Source organism: Kitasatospora mediocidica KCTC 9733, from assembly GCF_000744225.1.
Classification (GTDB): domain Bacteria; phylum Actinomycetota; class Actinomycetes; order Streptomycetales; family Streptomycetaceae; genus Kitasatospora; species Kitasatospora mediocidica.
On record NZ_JQLN01000007.1, the window covers coordinates 1,125,566 to 1,143,704 of the forward strand.

Annotated in this window: 16 protein-coding genes; 7 read left to right on the forward strand and 9 right to left on the reverse strand. The window is 72.3% G+C overall.

The genetic code is table 11. The features are described 5' to 3' along the window. Window positions 1-54 precede the first annotated feature (54 nt). The 3 genes from BS80_RS35255 to BS80_RS35265 are packed head-to-tail and all read right to left on the reverse strand — an operon-like array spanning window position 55 to window position 2,118. On the reverse strand, window positions 55-906 hold the full coding sequence (locus tag BS80_RS35255) for an aldo/keto reductase (RefSeq protein WP_035805677.1): 852 nt from the start codon (window positions 904-906) through the stop codon (window positions 55-57). A 40-nt stretch (window positions 907-946) separates the two neighbouring features. After that, window positions 947-1,144: a hypothetical protein gene (locus BS80_RS35260; protein WP_035805680.1), complete on the reverse strand. Its 198-nt coding sequence runs from the start codon at window positions 1,142-1,144 to the stop codon at window positions 947-949. Beyond that, complete coding sequence (locus tag BS80_RS35265) at window positions 1,141-2,118, reverse strand: aldo/keto reductase (RefSeq protein WP_035805682.1); 978 nt, start codon at window positions 2,116-2,118, stop codon at window positions 1,141-1,143. Before BS80_RS35265 ends, BS80_RS35260 begins: the two co-directional genes overlap by 4 nt. Before the next feature lie 390 nt (window positions 2,119-2,508). On the opposite strand from BS80_RS35265, the gene BS80_RS35270 reads away from it, so the two are divergent. After that, window positions 2,509-3,186: an MmyB family transcriptional regulator gene (locus BS80_RS35270; RefSeq protein ID WP_035805685.1), complete on the forward strand. Its 678-nt coding sequence runs from the start codon at window positions 2,509-2,511 to the stop codon at window positions 3,184-3,186. 243 nt (window positions 3,187-3,429) lie between these two features. Here the strand turns inward: BS80_RS35270 and BS80_RS35280 are convergent, their stop codons facing one another. Together BS80_RS35280 and BS80_RS35285 are read right to left on the reverse strand one after the other, a co-directional pair. Then, complete coding sequence (locus BS80_RS35280) at window positions 3,430-3,849, reverse strand: pyridoxamine 5'-phosphate oxidase family protein (RefSeq protein ID WP_198045695.1); 420 nt, start codon at window positions 3,847-3,849, stop codon at window positions 3,430-3,432. A gap of 28 nt (window positions 3,850-3,877) precedes the next feature. Next, window positions 3,878-4,873, reverse strand: a complete 996-nt coding sequence (locus BS80_RS35285) for an Acg family FMN-binding oxidoreductase (protein ID WP_035805690.1) — start codon at window positions 4,871-4,873, stop codon at window positions 3,878-3,880. Between the two features lie 254 nt (window positions 4,874-5,127). Between BS80_RS35285 and BS80_RS35290 the strand changes: the two genes are divergently transcribed. After that, entirely contained in the window at window positions 5,128-5,910 is a 783-nt protein-coding gene (locus BS80_RS35290; protein ID WP_157536765.1) for a CBS domain-containing protein, read from the forward strand. A gap of 146 nt (window positions 5,911-6,056) precedes the next feature. Here BS80_RS35290 and BS80_RS35295 read toward each other — a convergent pair whose 3' ends face one another. Continuing rightward, window positions 6,057-7,100, reverse strand: a complete 1,044-nt coding sequence (locus BS80_RS35295) for a zinc-dependent alcohol dehydrogenase family protein (protein WP_035805692.1) — start codon at window positions 7,098-7,100, stop codon at window positions 6,057-6,059. A gap of 243 nt (window positions 7,101-7,343) precedes the next feature. Between BS80_RS35295 and chrA the strand changes: the two genes are divergently transcribed. The 3 genes from chrA (at window position 7,344) to BS80_RS35310 (ending at window position 12,153) form a co-directional block, all read left to right on the forward strand. Continuing rightward, window positions 7,344-8,522 (forward strand): chromate efflux transporter, encoded by a 1,179-nt coding sequence (gene chrA, locus BS80_RS35300; RefSeq protein ID WP_083975715.1) that lies wholly within the window; start codon window positions 7,344-7,346, stop codon window positions 8,520-8,522. Window positions 8,523-8,765: 243 nt separating this feature from the next. Further along, complete coding sequence (locus BS80_RS35305; protein ID WP_035805694.1) at window positions 8,766-9,620, forward strand: universal stress protein; 855 nt, start codon at window positions 8,766-8,768, stop codon at window positions 9,618-9,620. A gap of 145 nt (window positions 9,621-9,765) precedes the next feature. After that, window positions 9,766-12,153: a glycoside hydrolase family 65 protein gene (locus tag BS80_RS35310; RefSeq protein ID WP_035805695.1), complete on the forward strand. Its 2,388-nt coding sequence runs from the start codon at window positions 9,766-9,768 to the stop codon at window positions 12,151-12,153. Between the two features lie 61 nt (window positions 12,154-12,214). Here BS80_RS35310 and BS80_RS35315 read toward each other — a convergent pair whose 3' ends face one another. Beyond that, complete coding sequence (locus BS80_RS35315) at window positions 12,215-12,724, reverse strand: flavodoxin domain-containing protein (RefSeq protein WP_035805697.1); 510 nt, start codon at window positions 12,722-12,724, stop codon at window positions 12,215-12,217. 182 nt (window positions 12,725-12,906) lie between these two features. Between BS80_RS35315 and BS80_RS35320 the strand changes: the two genes are divergently transcribed. Next, complete coding sequence (locus BS80_RS35320; RefSeq protein WP_035805699.1) at window positions 12,907-13,230, forward strand: MDR/zinc-dependent alcohol dehydrogenase-like family protein; 324 nt, start codon at window positions 12,907-12,909, stop codon at window positions 13,228-13,230. A 29-nt stretch (window positions 13,231-13,259) separates the two neighbouring features. Here the strand turns inward: BS80_RS35320 and BS80_RS35325 are convergent, their stop codons facing one another. Continuing rightward, complete coding sequence (locus tag BS80_RS35325; RefSeq protein WP_051967600.1) at window positions 13,260-14,168, reverse strand: universal stress protein; 909 nt, start codon at window positions 14,166-14,168, stop codon at window positions 13,260-13,262. A gap of 90 nt (window positions 14,169-14,258) precedes the next feature. Further along, a complete protein-coding gene (locus BS80_RS35330) occupies window positions 14,259-15,149 on the reverse strand; it encodes an MIP/aquaporin family protein (RefSeq protein WP_083975717.1) in 891 nt (296 codons plus the stop codon). 250 nt (window positions 15,150-15,399) lie between these two features. On the opposite strand from BS80_RS35330, the gene BS80_RS35335 reads away from it, so the two are divergent. Beyond that, window positions 15,400-18,123: a bifunctional acetate--CoA ligase family protein/GNAT family N-acetyltransferase gene (locus BS80_RS35335; protein WP_035805701.1), complete on the forward strand. Its 2,724-nt coding sequence runs from the start codon at window positions 15,400-15,402 to the stop codon at window positions 18,121-18,123. Window positions 18,124-18,139: the final 16 nt, after the last annotated feature.

The window sequence follows — 18,139 nt, forward strand, 5'->3', positions numbered from 1 at the left end:
GTTCCGTGTGCCACGCGCCGGGGCATCAGCCTCCGGTGGAGCTGGTGCTGCGGCTCAGTTGTCCAGGCGGCGCTTGCTGAGCCAGGCGACCATCTCGGGGTCGTGGTGGTCGAAGAACAGCGTGGTGCCGGTGTCGAGGGCGGCGATGCGGGCCATCTGGTCGTCGGTGAGCTTGAAGTCGAAGACGTCGATGTTCTGTGCCATCCGGTCGGGGTTGACCGACTTGGGGATGGTGACGATGCCGCGCTGGATCATCCACCGGAGCACGACCTGGGCCACGGACTTGTCGTGGGCGTCGCCGATCTCGCTGAGGACAGGGTGGGTGAACAGGTCGTTCTTGCCTTCGGCGAAGCCGCCCCACGCCTGGTGCTGGACGCCGTGCTCGCGCATGAGGTCGTGGTCGGCGGTGCGTTGGTAGAACGGGTGGGTCTCGATCTGGTTGACCTGCGGGGTGATCTCGTTGTTGAAGATCAGGTCCAGGAGGCGGTCGGGGTAGAAGTTGGCGACACCGATCGCCTTGGCCAGGCCCTCACGGTTGGCGGCCTCCATGGCGCGCCACTGTGCGTAGACGTCGCCGAAGGGCTGGTGCATCAGGTACAGGTCGACGTGGTCCAGGCCGAGCTTGGTCAGGGAAGTCTCGATGGCGCGGCGGGTGTTGTCCTGCGCGGGTGCGTCCTGGACCCAGAGCTTGGTGGTGACGAACAGGTCCTGGCGCGGGATGCCGCTGTTCTTGATCGCCAGGCCGACGGCCTCCTCGTTGCCGTAGGCGGCGGCGGTGTCCAGCAGCCGGTAACCGACGGCCAGGGCGTCCGAGACGGCCTGCTCGGTCTTGTCCGCCGGGATCTGGTAGACGCCGAAGCCGAGGATCGGCATCTGGACGCCGTTGTTCAGGGTGACGTGCTGCACGGGTGCTCCTTGAACGGATTGGTGGTCGAGCAGATGGGGGTCAGTCGGTGGACTCGGTGACCGAGGCCAGGACGCCGGTGGCGCTCATGGCGGCGGGCCATACTGCGCTCGCGCGGGGACGGGTCGGGCCGCTGCCAGACGTCGGCGAGGAGCACGTCATCGGTGAGGTCGGCGAGTTTCGGGGCGTGGCGTGCTGGCGGACGAGGTCCGGGGCGACGCGCGGATTGGTGCCGGTCATGAGCGCTCCATCATCCGCATGCCGGCCTCGTTGTGGGTGTCACCGGCGGCCTGGGGCAGGGCGCTCAACCGGGTCAGCTGATCCTCGGTGAGCTGGACGGCGTCGGCGGCGGCGTTCTCCTCGACCCGGGCGACACGCCGGGTGCCAGGGATGGGCGCAATGTTCTCGCCCTGGGCCAGCAGCCAGGCCAGCGCCACCTGCGCCGGGGTCGCGCCGATCTCGGTCGCGACGGCGGCGACCTGGTCGGCCAGCCGCAAGTTGTGCTCGAAGTTCTCGCCGGTGAAGCGCGGATTGTCGGCGCGGAAGTCGTCCGGGTCGAACTGCCCGGCGGAGCGGATCGTGCCGGTCAGGAAGCCTCGCCCCAGCGGGGAGAAGGGAACGAAGCCGATGTTCAGCTCCCGCAACACCGGCAACACCCGGGCCTCGGGGTCACGGGTGAACAGCGAGTACTCCGACTGCACCGCGGTGACCGGGTGGACCGAGTGGGCGCGGCGGATGGTCTCGGGCCCGGCCTCGGACAGGCCGATGTGCCCGATCTTGCCCTGGGCCACCAGCTCGGCCAGGGCTCCGACGGTCTCCTCGATGGGTGTACCCGGGTCGACGCGGTGCTGGTAGTAGAGGTCGATATGGTCGGTTCCCAGCCGCTTGAGCGAGCCCTCGACAGCGGCGCGGACGTTGGCCGGGCCACTGTCGGTACCCCCGGGGCGGCCGGTGTGGGAGATCAGGCCGAACTTGGTGGCGAGCACCACCTGGTCCCGGCGGCCCTTCAGGGCGCGGCCGACGAGTTCCTCGTTGGTGTAGGGGCCGTAGACCTCGGCGGTGTCGATGAAGGTGACGCCCAGCTCCAGGGCGCGGTGGATCGTGCGGATGGACTGGTCGTCGTCGGTTCCGGCGCCGGTGTAGCCGTGGGACATGCCCATCGCTCCAAGGCCGATGCGGGAGACGTCGAGGTCGCGCAGGTGGATGTGCTTCACGGGAGGAGTCCTGTTCGTTCGCTGGTCGGGGTCGTGCGCCGGGCAGGGGCGGGTCGTGGCCTGACCGGTCCGGGAGGTGTGGTCACAGGGTGATGAGGGCCTTCGGGGTGCGACGATCGGCCATGGCCCGGTAGAGGTCGCGGGTCCGGTCCAGGGCGAAGCTCTGATCGAAGACACGGGACTCACTCTCCACAGGTCGATCGGCGTCGGTCGGCAGGGTGGGGCGTGTCGCAGGGACTGCTCCGTTCCGGGGGAACCTCCTGCGGTGGGCCGGGGACGAAGCTCTCCTCCAGACAACACCGCCCAGCACGCCTTCGGGGCCGCCAAGCAGACCCTGACAAGGTCCCCCACGCCCGCATGCGGCACAGCGCCCGGCCGTAGGGTCGGGGCATGGACCGACGCACCGAGATCCGCGACTTCCTCACCACCCGCCGGGCCCGCGTCACCCCCGAGCAGGCCGGCCTCAAGCCCTCCCCCCTGGAGGGAACACGCCGCGTCCCGGGCCTGCGCCCGGAGCTGTGGAACATGCTGGAGGCGATGAGCGCTGTCCCCGCCTACATCCGCAACGGCCGCCTGGACCTGCTGGCGGGCAACGCCTTCGCCCGCGCCCTGTTCGCGCCGGTCTTCGACAGCCCTGCCCGACCGGTCAACTCCGCCCGCTTCACGTTCCTGGACCCGGCCGCCGCCGAGTTCTACCCCGACTGGGACGCCGTCGCCGACCAGAACGTCGCCACCCTGCGCGCCGAAGTCGGCCGCAACCCGTACGACAAGGCCCTGTCCGACTTGATCGGTGAACTCTCCACCCGCGGCGACACCTTCCGCCAACGCTGGGCTCGACACGAAGTCCGCCGCCACCGCGCCGGCGCCAAACGCCTCAATCACCCACTGGTCGGACAGCTGACGATCAACTACGAAACGATGGAACTCGCCGCCGACGAGGGTCTGTCCCTCGTCGTGTGTGGCGTCGTGCCCGGCAGTCGCGACGCCGACGCCCTCAATCTCCTCGCCAGCTGGAACGCCACCGAAGCCACCCGACCGCGCTGCCGCCGGTGTTCTTCGTCGGCATGACGACGTTCCACACGCCGCACCTGGCAGAGACGTACGGGTCCTTCCCCCGCGGCGGCGCCACCGGTCTCCACCCCGATCCGGAGTGGGCGTTGGTGACGCTGCTCGTCCACGGCGGCGACGCCGAGGTGGGGCACCCGTGCTCGCGCCAGTGCGCCCGTGAGCGTCCGATGCGCTCGTGGGAGGCGAGGGAGCTGGCGACGTGGCGTATGCGTCAGCCTGGGGGCGCCTGGGCTCGGGGTCGCCTCAGAATCCGAGCGGCGTGCCGGTGACCAGCTCGCTCTCGATGCGCAGGTACGCGCCCACGTGTTGGTGGCCCCACGGCTGCGGCCCGTCCTGGCGAAGGTCGGCGAGCCGTGTCGGGTCGGTGAGCAGATGGGATCGACCGATGACCATTACGGACCAGCCTTGGAGTGTCTGTTCGTCGAGCCGATCAACTTGGAATCCCACGACGACGTCCTCCAGTGACGTGGCCAGCCCTGAGCCGGCCGGCAGCGGGACCACCACGGCGCCGTCGGGGTCGAGTACGAAGCACATCGGAGTGACGGCCGGCATCGCGCCCTCGGTGTGGATGAGGCGACCGGCCGCGGTCTGGCGCAGCAGATCCAAGCTCTGCACGCGGGTCCAGGTGTCACCGGACTGACCGGACGGGTCGATCGGCAGCACGCTGGGCTGCGGCGCTGACCTGGGGGCTTCAGCGGGGATCATGGGACTCACCGTCCAGGACGTCGCGCGCCGGGCTGCGGGGTGTGGCTGCGCCTTCGGGCCCGTGTCCCAGGCGGATCAGCATCTGGGGGTGGCCGGGGCCGTGCTCCGGGTTGCGCAGCGACCAGCGCAGGTCGGGCCACTCCATGGCCTGGTGCAGCAGGGATGCCTGCAAGCCGTATTCGGTGGCGAGCAGCAGGACGTGTTCGAGTGCCTGGCCTGCGCGCAGCCAGTCGGCCGGCTCGTCGTGAGCGGTGGACAGCAGGACGATGCACGGGTGGGCCTCGAAGTGGACGGGCGGCAGGTGCTCGGCGGGGCTGATGGCGGAGAAGTCCCTGACCGGCAGTCGGCCTGCGGAATCCTGCGGGCCGAGGGCTGCCACCGGAATGCCGTGCGGACCGATGTCGGCCGCGTGGATCGCGTGGCGGCTTTCGGCGCTCCGTCGGGGCTCGGTGGTGTTGCGTCGCTCGGCCTCCGCCGTCACCGCCAGCAGCCGGAGAACCTCCACATCGTCGGGCATCTCAAGTTCGGCGCCCTCCGCGCGGGCCGCAGTGGCGAGTTCGGCGAGGATCGCCGGGTCGACCGGCCGACCGGTGAAGGGGAGACGGCTGCTGTGCCGGTGCCAGATCGCTTCGTAAAGGTCCCGATCGCCGTCCGCGACGATGCGGGTGGGGCCGGCGAGACGGAGGGCTGCCAGTAGGTCCGGTTCCGCCGGGCGGGGCAGGAGGTGCACGACCGGCTCGCAGCCCAAGTGGCGGACGGCGACCCGCAGGTTGAACACGGCCGCGCCGACGGAGATGTGAACCCCACGGCCGGCGGAGTCGGTGACCTGCAGCGCCTGTTGCGGCACGGCCCGGACCTCCAGCGTGGTCGTCTCGGGGCGGAAGCGGAAACGCCAGGGCTGGGTGTTGTGCATGGACGGCGCCGCGACTGCGGCGGAGACCAGGTGCTCCAGAGTCGCAGCGTCCAGAGTCGAGGTGAGCATGAGAGCCTCCTCCGCCGGCGGAAGAGGGAGTTCCTCCTCCCACTGCTCATCGTGCGCGCGGCAGGCGTATGTACGCGGGGGCCGACCGGCCCCGCCTTCCGCGCCGAGCGGCCCTGTTCGCTCCGTCTGTCATCGGCGCAGAGTGGTTCTCGGGGACGACCAGGAGGTTGCGCCTCCTCCGCGAGCAGCACTGACCCGCACACCGGGGAGGGAAGCAGGACGAGGACGAGGACGAGGACGAGGAGGCGATCGCCGTGTCCCGACAGTCGAACGGACGGACCAGGCCCACCGACAGCACCGAGAGCCTCAAGACAAGGCACTACCGGGCCGACGAGCCATCGAGCCCACCGAGCGAGCTCCCGCACCGGACTCGGGTGAGCGAGGTGATGTCCCGCCAGGTCGTCGCGGTCGATCCCCGGGCAGGTTTCGCCGTGGTCGTCTCCGCCCTCCAGGAGCACCACCACGACATGCTGCCCGTGGTCGACCGGGAGCGGCACGTGATGGGCATGGTCTGCGCCTCCGACCTGCTCACCAAGCTCGCAGTCCAAGCCCTGCCGGCCCGGGCCATGCTGTGGGAGTCCCGAAACGCGCGGACGATCCGGCGCAAGGCGGCCGGCGTCGAGGCCGGTGAACTCATGAGCACGCCGGTCGTGACGGTCGGCGAGCGGACGACCGTGGAGCAGGCGGCCCTGCTGGCGTTGCGACACCGCGTCCACCACCTGCCGGTGGTCGACTCCCAACGGCGGCTCACCGGGATCGTATGCCTGTGCGACCTGCTGAAAGTCCTACGACGCGACGACGCCGCCGTCCGTGCCGAGGTCGAGGTGGTCGCCCTCGCACCCGACCTCGGCACGGTGGCCTCGACCCTGCGGGTGGGCTGCGTCCATGGCCGGGTCGCCCTGGAGGCCCGCACCGTCCACCACCACCAAGCCGACCAACTGCTGCACCGCGTACGGGCCGTCGAGGGCGTCGTCAGCGTCGCCGACGACCTGCGCTGGGAGATCGAGGACGAGGGACTGGCCGGTCCCCAAACCTGACACCACCGAGTGACGTGGCGCCAGAGCGTAAGCGAGGGGGCTCTCACCGGGCCGCAGGAGTAGCAGGAGTAGTGGGGGCGCGTGGCAGGCGCTCCGGGCCGGGGGAATCCCGTCCCGGGCGCACGCGCACAGTCTCCTGGCGGTTCTCAGGTACGGAACAGGGCGACCTTGAGCGCGCCGTTCGCTCCGGCGTCCGCGAAGACGTCGTACGCCTCCTGCATCTCGTCGAGGCCGAACCGGTGGGTGACCAGCTCGGAGACGTCGAGTCGGCCGGCGGCCACCATGTCGAGGAGCAGGGGGGTGCTGCTGGTGTCGACCAGGCCCGTGGTGATGGTGACGTCCCTGATCCAGAGGTCCTCCAGGTGGAGGGTGGCGGGCTTCCCGTGCACGCCGACGTTGGCGACCCGGCCGCCGGGGCGGACCACACGGGTGCACAGTTCGAAGGTCTCGGGCACGCCGACGGCCTCGATCGCCACGTCGACGCCACGGCCGTCACGGCTCAGGGCGCGGACCGCCTCCTCGGTGGCCTCGGCCGAGGTGAGCGCGATGTCGGCGCCTGCGCGCTTGGCGGCGTCCAGGCGGCTGGGCGCCAGGTCGACGGCGATGATCCGGGCGGGGCTGTAGAGCCGGGCGGTGGTGATCGCGGCCAGCCCGATCGGCCCGGCCCCGACGACTGCCACGGTGTCGCCGGGTTCGACCTGCCCCTTGCGGACGCCGACCTCGTAGGAGGTGGGCAGGATGTCGGCGAGCAGCAGCGCGGTCTCGTCGCTCACCCCGGCGGGGAGCCGGTGGAGGGAGTTGTCGGCGAAGGGGGTGCGAACGTACTCGGCCTGCGTGCCGTCGATCAGATGGCCGAGGATCCAGCCTCCGCCGCCTGTGCACTGGCCGTAAGTCGCCGTCCGGCAGTAGGCACAGCGCCCGCACGCGGAGATGCAGGAGACCAGGACGCGGTCGCCTTCCTTCAGCGTCCGCACGGCCGCCCCCGTCTGCACGACCGTGCCCACGGCTTCGTGGCCCAGGACGCGGCCGTCGGTCACCTCCGGGACGTCGCCCTTGAGGATGTGCAGGTCGGTGCCGCAGATGGTCACGGCATCCACGCGGACGATCGCGTCCTCGGCGTCCTGGATCACCGGGTCGGGGACGTCGCCCCAGGTGCGGCGTCCGGGGCCGTGATAGGTGAGGGCCTTCATGTCAGATCACTCTCCTGGCGTGTGGCGGCGGCTGACATCTCCAGGCTCCCGCTGCCCGTCCGGTCGGCACAGGGCCGATCGGTCCCGGAGGGGTGGGCCTCAGGGGGTAACGCCGCTGCCGCTCCAGGTGCAGTGGGGTGTGGTCCAAGGGTTCGAGCCGCGGGAGGAGGCGGGACGGTGCTCTTCGTTCAGCCCGTGCCTGTAGGGTCGCGCCGCTGTGTGGGCCGGCGAGGAGAACGCAACGTGGTGACAGGTGAGGTCCCGGCCGGTGGCCGGGTTGGGCTGGGGACGATCGCCCTGGAGTGGGGCTGGATCGGCTGCATCGGGTTCGGCGGGCCGCCGTCCCATATCGCGCTGCTGCGGAAGCTGTGCGTGGAGCGACGGCAGTGGATCGCCGCCACGGAGTTCGAGGACGGGATCGCGGCGACGAATCTGCTGCCGGGTCCGGCGTCGACCCAGTTGGCGATCTTCGCGGCGTGGCGGCTGCGCGGGCTGGCCGGCGCGTTGGTCGGCGGGGTGTGCTTCATCGTGCCGGGACTGGTGCTGATCCTGGCGCTGGCCGCGCTGTTCCTGGCCGGGCATCCGCCGCTGTGGGTGCGGGGCGCCGCGGCCGGTGCGGGGGCGGCGGTGGCGGCGGTCGCGGTGCAGGCGGCCTCCTCGCTGGTACCGGCGAGCTGGAAGCGGACCGGCGACGTGCTGGCCGCCCGAGGCCGGTGGATCGGCTACGGCCTTGCGGGCGGGATGGCGGCCGCGCTGCTGGGGCCGTGGCTGGTCCTGGTGCTGGTGAGTGCCGGCCTGATCGAGGTCGCGGTGCGGGCCGGCTCCTCGGCGGGGTCGACCCGGCAGGGCTCGTGGCCGCTGCTGGCCGCTGCCCCGGCGGCGGGCGCCGGGGGCCTGCTGGCGCTGGCGTGGGTGGCCTTCAAGGTCGGCGCGCTGTCCTATGGCGGCGGGTTCGTGATCATCCCGTTGATGCAGGCCGACGCTGTGCATCACTACCACTGGATGACGGACGGCCAGTTCCTCAACGCGGTGGCACTGGGGCAGATCACGCCGGGTCCGGTGGTGCAGACCGTCGCGGTGGTCGGCTATGCCGCCGCCGGGGTGTGGGGCGGGCTGCTGGCCGCCGTGGTGGCGTTCACCCCGTCCTTCCTGTTCGTGATCTTCGGCGGCCCCGGGTTCGACCGGCTGCGGGCCGACCTGCGAGTGCAGGCGTTCCTGACCGGTGCCGGGCCTGCTGTGATCGGCGCGATCGCCGGCTCCGCGATCCCCCTCGCACTGGCACTGCAGCACGGGTGGCAGTTCGGCGTGCTGGCTGGGGCGGCCGTCTGGCTGCTGGCGGCCCGTCGCGGCGTGGTCGGCGCCCTACTGGGCGCGGGAGTGATCGGCACCGTCGTCGCCCTGGCCGGCTGGCCGGTGAGCTGACCGAACGGACCCACGGGCCGGAGTCACCGTTCAGCCCGGACGCCCTGTGCCTGCTGGGACTGTTGCCGGCACCGATCAGCACGGCTGTGCCGACGGTACCGTTACCGACCACCGCGAGACAGTGACCGTACGGGCGGTGGGCCGCCCTGCCGCACGGCGACCGCCGACATAGCCTGAACCGAGAGCACCGACCAGGAACCCGGCGGGGACGAGGCGGTCCTCCGCAAGCGAAGGGAGCCGACGATGGGCAGACCGGTCATCGTGGGTATGGACTCATCACAAGCCAGCAGGCACGCACTCGACTGGGCGGCCGACGAGGCGCAGCTGCGCGCCGAGCCACTGAGCGTCCGGCACATCTGGGTCGAGGAGACCACGAAGGCGCCCGACGGCCAGGAGTCACCGCCCAGCAGAGAAGCCGGCGAGGCGCTGCTCGACGAGGCCCTCGCCCGGACCCTTCGGCAGCACCCGGACCTGGACATCTCGATCGAGCTGCCGGACGGGCGGCTGCGCGACGTGATGACCGAGGCGGCAGCCGACGCGGACCTGCTGGTGCTGGGGGCTCGCGGGTCGGGCGGGTTCCCCGGGCTGCTGGCGGGCTCCACCAGCCTCTTCGTCGCGGCGCGCGCAACCTGCCCGGTGGTGGTCGTCCGGCCCACCGACACCGAGCCCGGCAGAGGCGGGGTGGTCGCGGGCATCCACGGCGACCACGGGGACGGGGAAGTCCTGGCGTTCGCCTTCGACTTCGCCCAGCGGCGGAACCTACCACTACTCGCCGTGCACGCCTGGACCTACCCGCTGATCGCCATGCCCGGCCACGCCAACCCTCCAGTCTTCGAGGAGACCCACATCGGCGCGGAGCAGGATCGACTGGTCGCCGAGGTACTGGCCGGCTGGCGTGAGCGGTTCCCGCAGGTCGACGTCACCGCGACAGCCGTCCGGGCTCATCCGGCCGGGGAACTGGTCGCGCGCTCGCACGAGCACCAGTTGGTCGTGGTCGGCCGCCACGGCGAACCGCACGGCCCGCTCGGCCGCCTGGGCTCCACGAGCCAGGCCACCGTGCTCCACGCGGCCTGCCCGGTCGCCGTCGTGCCCACCTGACCTGCCGCGATCGCCGGGGCACGCTCCGCTGGCCCGCTCTGCCTACGGCGCGCACGATGGAGGACGGGCCACCGTCCCCAGGGCGTGACGGAATCCGGAGGATCACCGTGAACACACCGATCGTCGCCGGATTCGACCCACGACCGTGACGGCCCCGACCCAGGACCCGGCAGACGCGTGGCACCTGAGATTCGAGGGCTTCGACCCGGCCGAGGAGGGTGTCCGCGAGGTGCTCTGCGCGGTCGGCAACGGCTACCTGGTGAGCCGTGCCGCCGCGCCGGAGTCGTCCGCGGACGGCGTGCACTACCCGGGTACCTACCTGGCGGGCGTCTACGACCGGGCGGTGTCGGTGGCCGATGGCCGGACGGTCGAGAACGAGGACCTGGTCAACTGCCCGAACTGGCAGTCCTTCAGCTTCCGCCCCGCCGACGGGGACTGGTTCACCGGGCCGCCGGCCGAGCAACGGATCGACCTCGACCTACGCCAGGGCGTGCTCACCCGGCACGCCCTGGTCGTGGACGCGCAGGGTCGGCGCACCCGTCTCGTGCAGCGCCGGATCGCCAGCCAGGCCCAGCCGCATCTGGTCGTGCTGGAGACCGAGCTGCTGGCGGAGAACTGGTCCGGCCCGCTCGAAATCCGCTCCACCCTGGACGGCACCGTCACCAACACCGGCGTCGCCCGCTACCAGGGCCTGACCAGCCGTCACCTGGTACCCGCCGGACAGGGTCTGGACGAGGACGGCACGCTGTGGCTGCAGGTCGCCACCGCCGGATCGCCCCTGCACATCGCCCTCGCCGCCCGCACCCGGGCGACACCGCCCGAGCTGCGCCGCACCAGTCGGCTACGGGACGGCTGGGCGGCCGAACTCCTCACGTTGGACGTCTCCGAGGGCTCTCCGGTCACCGTCGAGAAGACCGTGGCCGTGTACACCTCCCACGACCCGGCCATCGACGCACCTCTGCCGGCCGCACGGCGTCTGGCGGCCCGGGCACCGGGGTTCGAGCAGCTGCTCGACGAGCACACTCTGCACTGGGCCGAACTGTGGCGGCGCTGCCGCATTCAAGCCGACTTCGACGGCATGACGGCCCTGCATCTCAACCTGTTCCACCTGCTGCAGACCTACTCCGAGCACTCGGTCGACCTGGACGTCGGCATCCCGGCTCGCGGCCTGCACGGCGAGGGCTACCGGGGACACGTCTTCTGGGACGAGCTTTTCGTCCTGCGCGTGCTCAACCTGCGCTTCCCCGAGCTGGCCCGCGCCGTACTCAACTACCGCCACCGCCGCCTGCCCGCCGCCCGGTCGGCCGCCCGCGAGGCGGGCCTGCGCGGGGCGATGTACCCGTGGCAGAGCGCGAGCGACGGCCGCGAGGAGTCCCAGCAACTGCACCTCAACCCGCTCTCCGGACGCTGGCTGCCCGACCACAGCCACCTGCAGCGACACGTCGGCTCGGCCGTCGCCTACAACGTCTGGCAGCACTACCAGGCCACCGGCGACCTCGACTTCCTCGCCACCACCGGCGCCGAGATGCTGCTGGAGATCGCCTCCTTCTGGTCATCCGCCGCCACCTACGACCCGACCCGCGGGCGCTACTCGATCCGCGGCGTTCTCGGCCCCGACGAGTACCACGACGCCTACCCGTGGGCCGAGGGTCCGGGCCTGGACGACAACGCCTACACCAACGTGCTCGCCTCCTGGGTGCTGGCCCGCTCGCTGGAGGCCGTCGAGCTGCTGCCCGGGTACCGCCGGGACGAACTGCTGGAGCGCCTGGCCGTCGACCGGACCGAACTCGACCGCTGGCAGGAGGTAGGCCGCCGCCTGCACGTGCCGTTCCACGACGGCGTGATCAGCCAGTTCGACGGCTACGAGCGCCTGACCGAGCTGGACTGGCCCGCCTACCGGCGCCGCTACCCCGACCTGCAGCGCCTCGACCGGATCCTGGAAGCCGAAGGCGACACCGTCAATACCTACAAGGCGTCCAAGCAGGCGGACGTCCTGATGCTCTGCTACCTCTTCTCCCCGCGCGAACTGCGGGGCCTGCTGCGCCGCCTCGGCTATCCGGCCGGGCACGAGCTGCTGCGCCGCACCACCGACTACTACCTGCGCCGAACGGTCCACGGCTCGACCCTCAGCGCGGTCGTGCACGCCTGGGTGCTTACCAGGGCCGACCGCCGCAGGTCCTGGCGGTTCTTCCGCGACGCGCTCAGCAGCGACCTCCTCGACCTCCAGCACGGCACCACCGCCGAAGGCGTCCACCTCGGCGCGATGGCCGGCGCCGTCGACCTCCTGCAACGCTGCTACACGGGGTTGGAGATCCGCGAGGACACCCTCTGGCTGGATCCGCACCTGCCCTCGGCCCTTGGCCGGCTCGAACTCGACCTGCGCTACCGAGGCCATTGGGGCATCCGGATCTCTGTTGACCGGCACACGGTCACCGTCAGCCTGCCCGAGAGCCGCCAGCCGCCGGTCCGGGTCGCGTTCCGAGGCTCGACGAGGGCGATCCTGCCTGGGAGGAGCCACACGTTCTCCCTCTGAGGCCCGATCCAGCACGATCGGAACGGTGGCACCCGCGCCGATCTCCATCACCGATATCGGGCTACGCCTTCCCGTCCGCGCGCAGTTCCTCGCCGACCTGGTGGGCCCAGCTCTGGATCGCCTCCGCGTTGCGGAAGTCGCCGCCCTTGCCGTGCTTCACCAGGGTCCGGGCGACCAGGCCGGGCGTGCCGGCCGTGATGCTGCCGCCGAACGTGCGGTGCCCCTTCGCGTGCAGGCGTTCCATCTCCTCGGCCACGGCCGGCACCGGCGGGATCTCGTGCCGCTCGGCGGAGCTGTCCACCGGGCCGCTGCTGAACAGCCACACCGGCCGGTGCGACAACGCCTCGGCATTGCGGTGGGCGCAGCGCATGGTGTCCCGGTTCCAGTGGCCCGCGTAGAGCGAACCGCCCAGGATCACCGCGTCGAACCCCTCGACCTCCCGAACGTCCCGCGCTGGATGGACCGCTGCGTCGAAGCCCTCCTCCTCCAGCGTGCGGCCGATCTGCTCGGCGATACCGGCCGTGGCACCGTGTTTGCTGCCGTAGGCCACCAGGATCCGCTGCCTCTTCATGGCACGCCTCCTGCGCTCGGTGGGCTCTGGGCCGGCCCGCTTGGCCAACCGCACCTCCAGCTTGGCCGGGTCCGGCGCGGCCGGGTAGGGCCGATCGGGTCCATCGCGCCGACGCTCGGCCCCTGTGCGCTCCTGGAGGAGGATGGAGTGGGGGCGGGTGGCTTCTGTCGTCGCCCCGGCCCATGTCCCGGCGGCTACGCCGGACACACGACGGTGGACACCCGCTCGCCTACCCGCTGCCCGAAGGCCCAGCCGACGAGGAACTCGCTCCGCTGCTCCTCACCGACATCCCCAGCCTGAACTACGACCGCCACCTGTTCCATGAACGCACCCTGCGCAGCGTCACCGCCAACACCCGCGAGGACGGCCGCGCCTACCTGGCCGAAGCCGCGCCGCACCACCCCGCCGTCCACGTACAGCGCTACGCCATGAGCCGGGCCGACATCGCGCCGACGGACCTCGCAGCCGACCGGATCACCGGCGTCGCCCTCCTGCTCGCCGACTGACACCGCCGATCGCCCCCGGCCGGGTGGGCTCAGGCGGCACCGCCGTCCCGCCGGTCGCCGTCACCCGACGGTCCGGGCACGACGACGACCGGGCAACGCGCGTGGTGCAGCACTCCCTGGCTGACGGAGCCCAGCAGCATGCCGGTGAAGCCGCCGCGTCCGCGCGTTCCGACCACCAGGGCCAAGGCGTGCTCGGACGCCTCGGACAGGACGGCCACCGGGTGGCCGTACACCACTTCGTGCGTCACGTCGACATCGGGATAGACCTGGGCGCGCCCGGCCGTGGCCTCGGCGACCACTCGGCGGGCCTCCTGCTCGCTCTGGTGCTCGTCAGCCCGGCCGGGACGTCCGGCGTGGAGTCCGTAGATCACCCGCAGACCCGCACCACGCCGGGAGGCGGCCGCGAAAGCGTAGTCCAGCGCGGCCTGCGACACCGGGCTGCCGTCCACTCCGACCACCAGGTAGGGAGGCTGCCGGGTCACATGCTCGGGGTCGCGAACGACCACCACCGGGCGGCTCGCGTGAGCGATCAGCGAGACGGCCACCGAGCCGGAGGCGAACAGCTCCCGCACCGCCGGCAGGTGCTGTGAGCCCAGGACGAGCAGCGCCGCCCCTTGCTCCTCGGAGCGCAGAACCTCGGCCGGCTCGCCGTCCGCCAGCACGGCGTCCACCACCAGCCCGGGCCGCCGCTCGCCGGCGAACCGTGCCGCCTCCCGGAGGGTCCGCTCCCCGGCCGCGTGGATCCGCTTGGCCTCCTCCTCCACCTCGGCCCAGAGCAGCGGCCGCGCGCTCACGTGTGTCGGCGGTCGACAGACCACCACCAGACGCAGCGGCAGGTCGCGGCGGCCGGCCTCGTCGGCCGCCCAGGCGAGCACCATGAGGCTGGGGTGCCCAGGGTCGACTCCGACGACAACGGCTGAGGGCCTCTGCGACTGCATCGCGTTCTCCTTCCGTCCGTTCGCACGCGCTGACGTCCCCCTCACAGCCTCCCCCTCCCGGCGCCCGACGGCAGCCGGGCTGGAGCGCGGTCAGTCGAGCGGCCTGCCGCACTCGGGGCAGATGGCCGACGGCTCGGCTCCGCCGCCGCTGTGGGAGCCGACGTCGGTCCGCTCATCCGCGAGACGAGCCCACCGGCCCTGGGCTGCCAGGACGGCCGCCGCCGTGTGCGGCCCGCGCAGGACCCAAGCGAGCGGGACAGCGAGCACCGCGCCCACCAGCGGGCCCACCAGGTAGATCCACACCTGGCCAGCGCTGCCGCTGACGACGGCGGGGCCGAGACTGCGCACGGGGTTCATCGATCCGCCGCTGGCCGGACCGGCCCAGAGCCCGGCCAACACCACGTAGCCACCGACCGCGATGGCGGCGTTGTGCCCGATGTTGCGGGCCCCGGACGCCGTCCCCAGGATCACCGTCACCAGGCCCAGGGTCAGCACGACCTCCAGGACCAGCGCGGTCCCGTCCCCCACCCCCGGACCGGGCACGGTGGCCCCCAGTCGGCCCACCGTGCCGAACAGCGCACGCAGCAGTCCCGCCGCGGCGAATGCCCCGACCAACTGAGCGAGGAGGTATCCCGGCACCCGGCGCCAGGGGAAGTCGCCGCGCGCCGCGAAGGCCACCGACACCGCCGGGTTGAGATGGGCACCCGACGTCTCACCCAGCGCGTAGATGAGCGCGACCACCATGGCCCCCGGCGCGACGGCCTGAGCGGCCGGACTCACCTCCCCGCCGGACACGGCGGCGACCACACCCGCTCCGGCGGCCACCAGGACCAGGAAGAACGTGCCGACGGCCTCGGCGGTCAGGCGCTCCCACTCCGGCCAGGGCCCTTTGACCGCCTCGGCTGCCGCGGCTCGGCGGGCCCGCACCTGTCGAATTCTGGAGACCCCTCGGGGCACCGCGCTCGCACTGTCGTCGCTCATCGTTCCCGCCCCGCCCTTCAGCAGTCGCCTGTTCCATTCTCGGCAGCGGCCGACCGGGTCCCCAGGGCCGAAAGGGGTAAGCCGGGCGGACCGTCCTGGCCCGACCGGCCCTGTGCGGCTGGTCGGCCCCCGGCGGAGCCTGGAGGTGAGCGGCCGGGCGTGCCACGTCCGGGGCACCCGGCATGGCACCGCCTCCGTGTCCGCCCGGCCGAGTTGCCGCGGCACGGCGGCGCCGAGCCCGGGAGCCCGCATGTCCACCGTCCAGCCCCTCCCGCCGACCGTCGAGGCCCTGCTCTCGGACGGCACCACGGCAGCCATCAGACCGCTGCGGCCGGCCGACCGGGAAGCCGCGTACGACCTGCACGCCGTGCGGATGTCCGAGAAGAGCCGTCGGCAGCGCTTCTTCGGGGCCAGCCGGTTGGCCCCGAAGCTGGCGGCCGACCGGCTGTGTGAACCGCGCCCGGGGTTCATGGCGCTCGGTGCCTGGGTCGACCGGGAACTCGTCGGCGCGGCGGACTACGAGATCGTCCGCGAGCGACCCGACGCGGCCGAGATCGCGCTGGCCGTGGCTGACCGGTGGCAGCACCACGGGGTGGCGACGCTGCTGCTGGAGCATCTTCTGCACGCCGCTCGCGAGCAGGGCGTGCGCACCATCGAGGCCGACACCCTGGCCGGGAACCGGGCCGTCCACCAGGTCTTCGCCGACCTGGGGCTGCGGGTGCACCGCCGCCTCGACCACGGTGAGATCCGCGTTCGGGTGCCCCTGGACGAGACGGACGAGCACTACCGCAGCGCCGTGGAGGAACGCGGGCGCAGCGCGGACGTGGCGAGCCTGGTGCCGCTGCTGCGCCCCCGCTCGGTCGCGGTGGTGGGCGCTTCCCAGCGGCCGGGTTCGGTGGGCCGGACGGTGCTGGAGAAAATCCGGCAGGGCGGTTTCCGGGGGGAGCTGTGGGCCGTCAACCCTCACGCTCGGCAGATCGCGGACGAGCCGGCGTACCCGGCGCTGAGCGCACTGCCCGGGACGCCGGATCTGGCGGTGCTCGCCGTGCCGCCGGGTGCCGTCGCGAACGCCGCTGAGGAGTGCGGCCGGGCTGGTGTCCGTGCCCTCGTAGTGCTCGCCTCCGGGCTGAGCGGCGCCGACGCGCGGCAGCTGCTGGCTGCTTGCCGCCGGCACAGCATGCGCCTGGTCGGACCGAACTGCCTGGGTATCGCGGTCACCGACGACGCCGTCCGGCTGGACGCCGAGTTCGGTGCCGCACAGCCGCTGTCCGGCACCGCCGGGGTGGCCGTACAGTCCGGCGGCGTCGGGATAGCCCTGCTGGAGCGGCTGAACTGGCTGGGCATCGGGGTGTCCGACTTCGTGTCGCTGGGCGACAAGTACGACGTCAGCGGCAACGACCTGCTGCAGTGGTGGGAGAGCGACAGCCGCACCGACCTCGCCCTGCTCCACCTGGAGTCCTTCGGCAACCCGCGCGCCTTCTCCCGCACCGCCCGCCGGGTGACCCGCCGCTTCCCCATCCTCACCGTGGATGCCGGACGCTCCGCCGCGGGCCGACGGGGAGTCGCCGCGCACACCGCGGCCGGCGCAACCCCGACCGTGACCCGCACGGCCCTGTTCCGCCAGGCGGGCATCACCGCCACGCACGGTATCGCCGAACTCGTCGAGGCCGCCGCACTGCTGCACGCCCAGCCGCTGCCCGACGCCCGCTCCGCCGTCGCCGTGGTCTCCAACGCCGCCGGGATGGGAATCCTGGCCGCCGATGCCTGCATGGACTTCGGGCTCGTGCTCCCCGAACTTCCGGCCCACTTGGCACTGGAACTGACCGGGGTCCTCCCCGCGGGCGCATCGGCCGCCAACCCGGTCGACACCGGCGCCGCCGTAGGCCCGACCGAACTCCGTTCCTGCCTGGACCTGTTGACGCGCAGCCGGGCCGTCGAAGCGGTGCTCGTCTGCCTCGTCCCGACCGCGCTGGCCACAGATCGCGCGCAGGACCCCCTGCGCGCCCTGCTCGACGGCCCGGGCCGGCGCCGCATCCCGGTGGCGGCCGTGCTGCTCGATCAGCAGGTCCCGGTGCGCTACCTGGACTGCGCGGACGGCGCGCGCATCCCCGTCTACGCCGATCCGCAGGCCGCCGCCCGCGCCCTCGCCCACGCGCGCGACCGAGCCCGCTGGCTGGCCGAACCGCCCGGTGCCGAAACCGCCGTCCACGACTGCGACCAGCAGACCGCGAAGGACCTGGTGGCACGGTTCCTCGATGCGCACCCGGACGGCGGCCGGCTCGACCCCGCCCTCACCGAAGACCTCCTGCGCTGCTACGGCCTGCCGCTCACCACGTCCATCTGGGCTCCCGACGAGCACGGCACGGTGCTCGCCGCCCGATCCATGCGCCAGCTCGGCCACGAGGACAAGATCGCGCTCAAGGCGTACTGGCCAGGCCAGGTCCGCAAGAGCGACGCCGGCGCCGTATACCTCGGCCCCGGTGACGACGCGTCGGTCCGCACCGCCTACCAGGACTTCGAGAACCGCTTCGGCGAACGGCTGGCCGGCGTGGTCGTCCAGCCGATGGCCGCGCCGGGCACCGAGCTGTTCGCCGGCGTCGTCCAGGACCAGGTCTTCGGCCCGCTGATCGCCTTCGGCATGGGCGGAACCACCACCGACCTGCTGGACGACCGCACCGCCCGGCTCACCCCGCTCACCGAGAACGACCTGCACACCATGACCACCGAACTGCGCTGCGCCCCGGTGCTCTTCGGCTACCACGGCCGGGCCGCAGCCGACCTGACAGCCGTTCAGGACATGCTCGCCAGACTCTCCCGGCTGGCGGACGACCTCCCCCAACTCGCCGAGGCCGACCTCAACCCGGTCATCGCCACCCCCGACGGGCTGCTCTGCGTGGACGCGAGGGTGCGGCTGGAGCCCCGGCACCCGTTCGACCCCTACCTGCGCAGGCTGCGCCAGCCGGCGGCGAGCTGAGTGCCTGACGCAGTCG

What these genes read in the sequence shown, in the direction of transcription:
- BS80_RS35335 (WP_035805701.1), top strand. Translation starts at nt 15,400, where the DNA reads ATGTCCACCGTCCAGCCCCTCCCGCCGACCGTCGAGGCCCTGCTCTCG.
- BS80_RS35295 (WP_035805692.1), bottom strand. Translation starts at nt 7,100, where the DNA reads ATGAAGGCCCTCACCTATCACGGCCCCGGACGCCGCACCTGGGGCGAC.
- BS80_RS35325 (WP_051967600.1), bottom strand. Translation starts at nt 14,168, where the DNA reads ATGCAGTCGCAGAGGCCCTCAGCCGTTGTCGTCGGAGTCGACCCTGGG.
- BS80_RS35285 (WP_035805690.1), bottom strand. Translation starts at nt 4,873, where the DNA reads ATGCTCACCTCGACTCTGGACGCTGCGACTCTGGAGCACCTGGTCTCC.
- BS80_RS35315 (WP_035805697.1), bottom strand. Translation starts at nt 12,724, where the DNA reads ATGAAGAGGCAGCGGATCCTGGTGGCCTACGGCAGCAAACACGGTGCC.
- BS80_RS35270 (WP_035805685.1), top strand. Translation starts at nt 2,509, where the DNA reads ATGGACCGACGCACCGAGATCCGCGACTTCCTCACCACCCGCCGGGCC.
- BS80_RS35320 (WP_035805699.1), top strand. Translation starts at nt 12,907, where the DNA reads ATGTCCCGGCGGCTACGCCGGACACACGACGGTGGACACCCGCTCGCC.
- BS80_RS35260 (WP_035805680.1), bottom strand. Translation starts at nt 1,144, where the DNA reads ATGACCGGCACCAATCCGCGCGTCGCCCCGGACCTCGTCCGCCAGCAC.
- BS80_RS35305 (WP_035805694.1), top strand. Translation starts at nt 8,766, where the DNA reads ATGGGCAGACCGGTCATCGTGGGTATGGACTCATCACAAGCCAGCAGG.
- BS80_RS35330 (WP_083975717.1), bottom strand. Translation starts at nt 15,149, where the DNA reads ATGAGCGACGACAGTGCGAGCGCGGTGCCCCGAGGGGTCTCCAGAATT.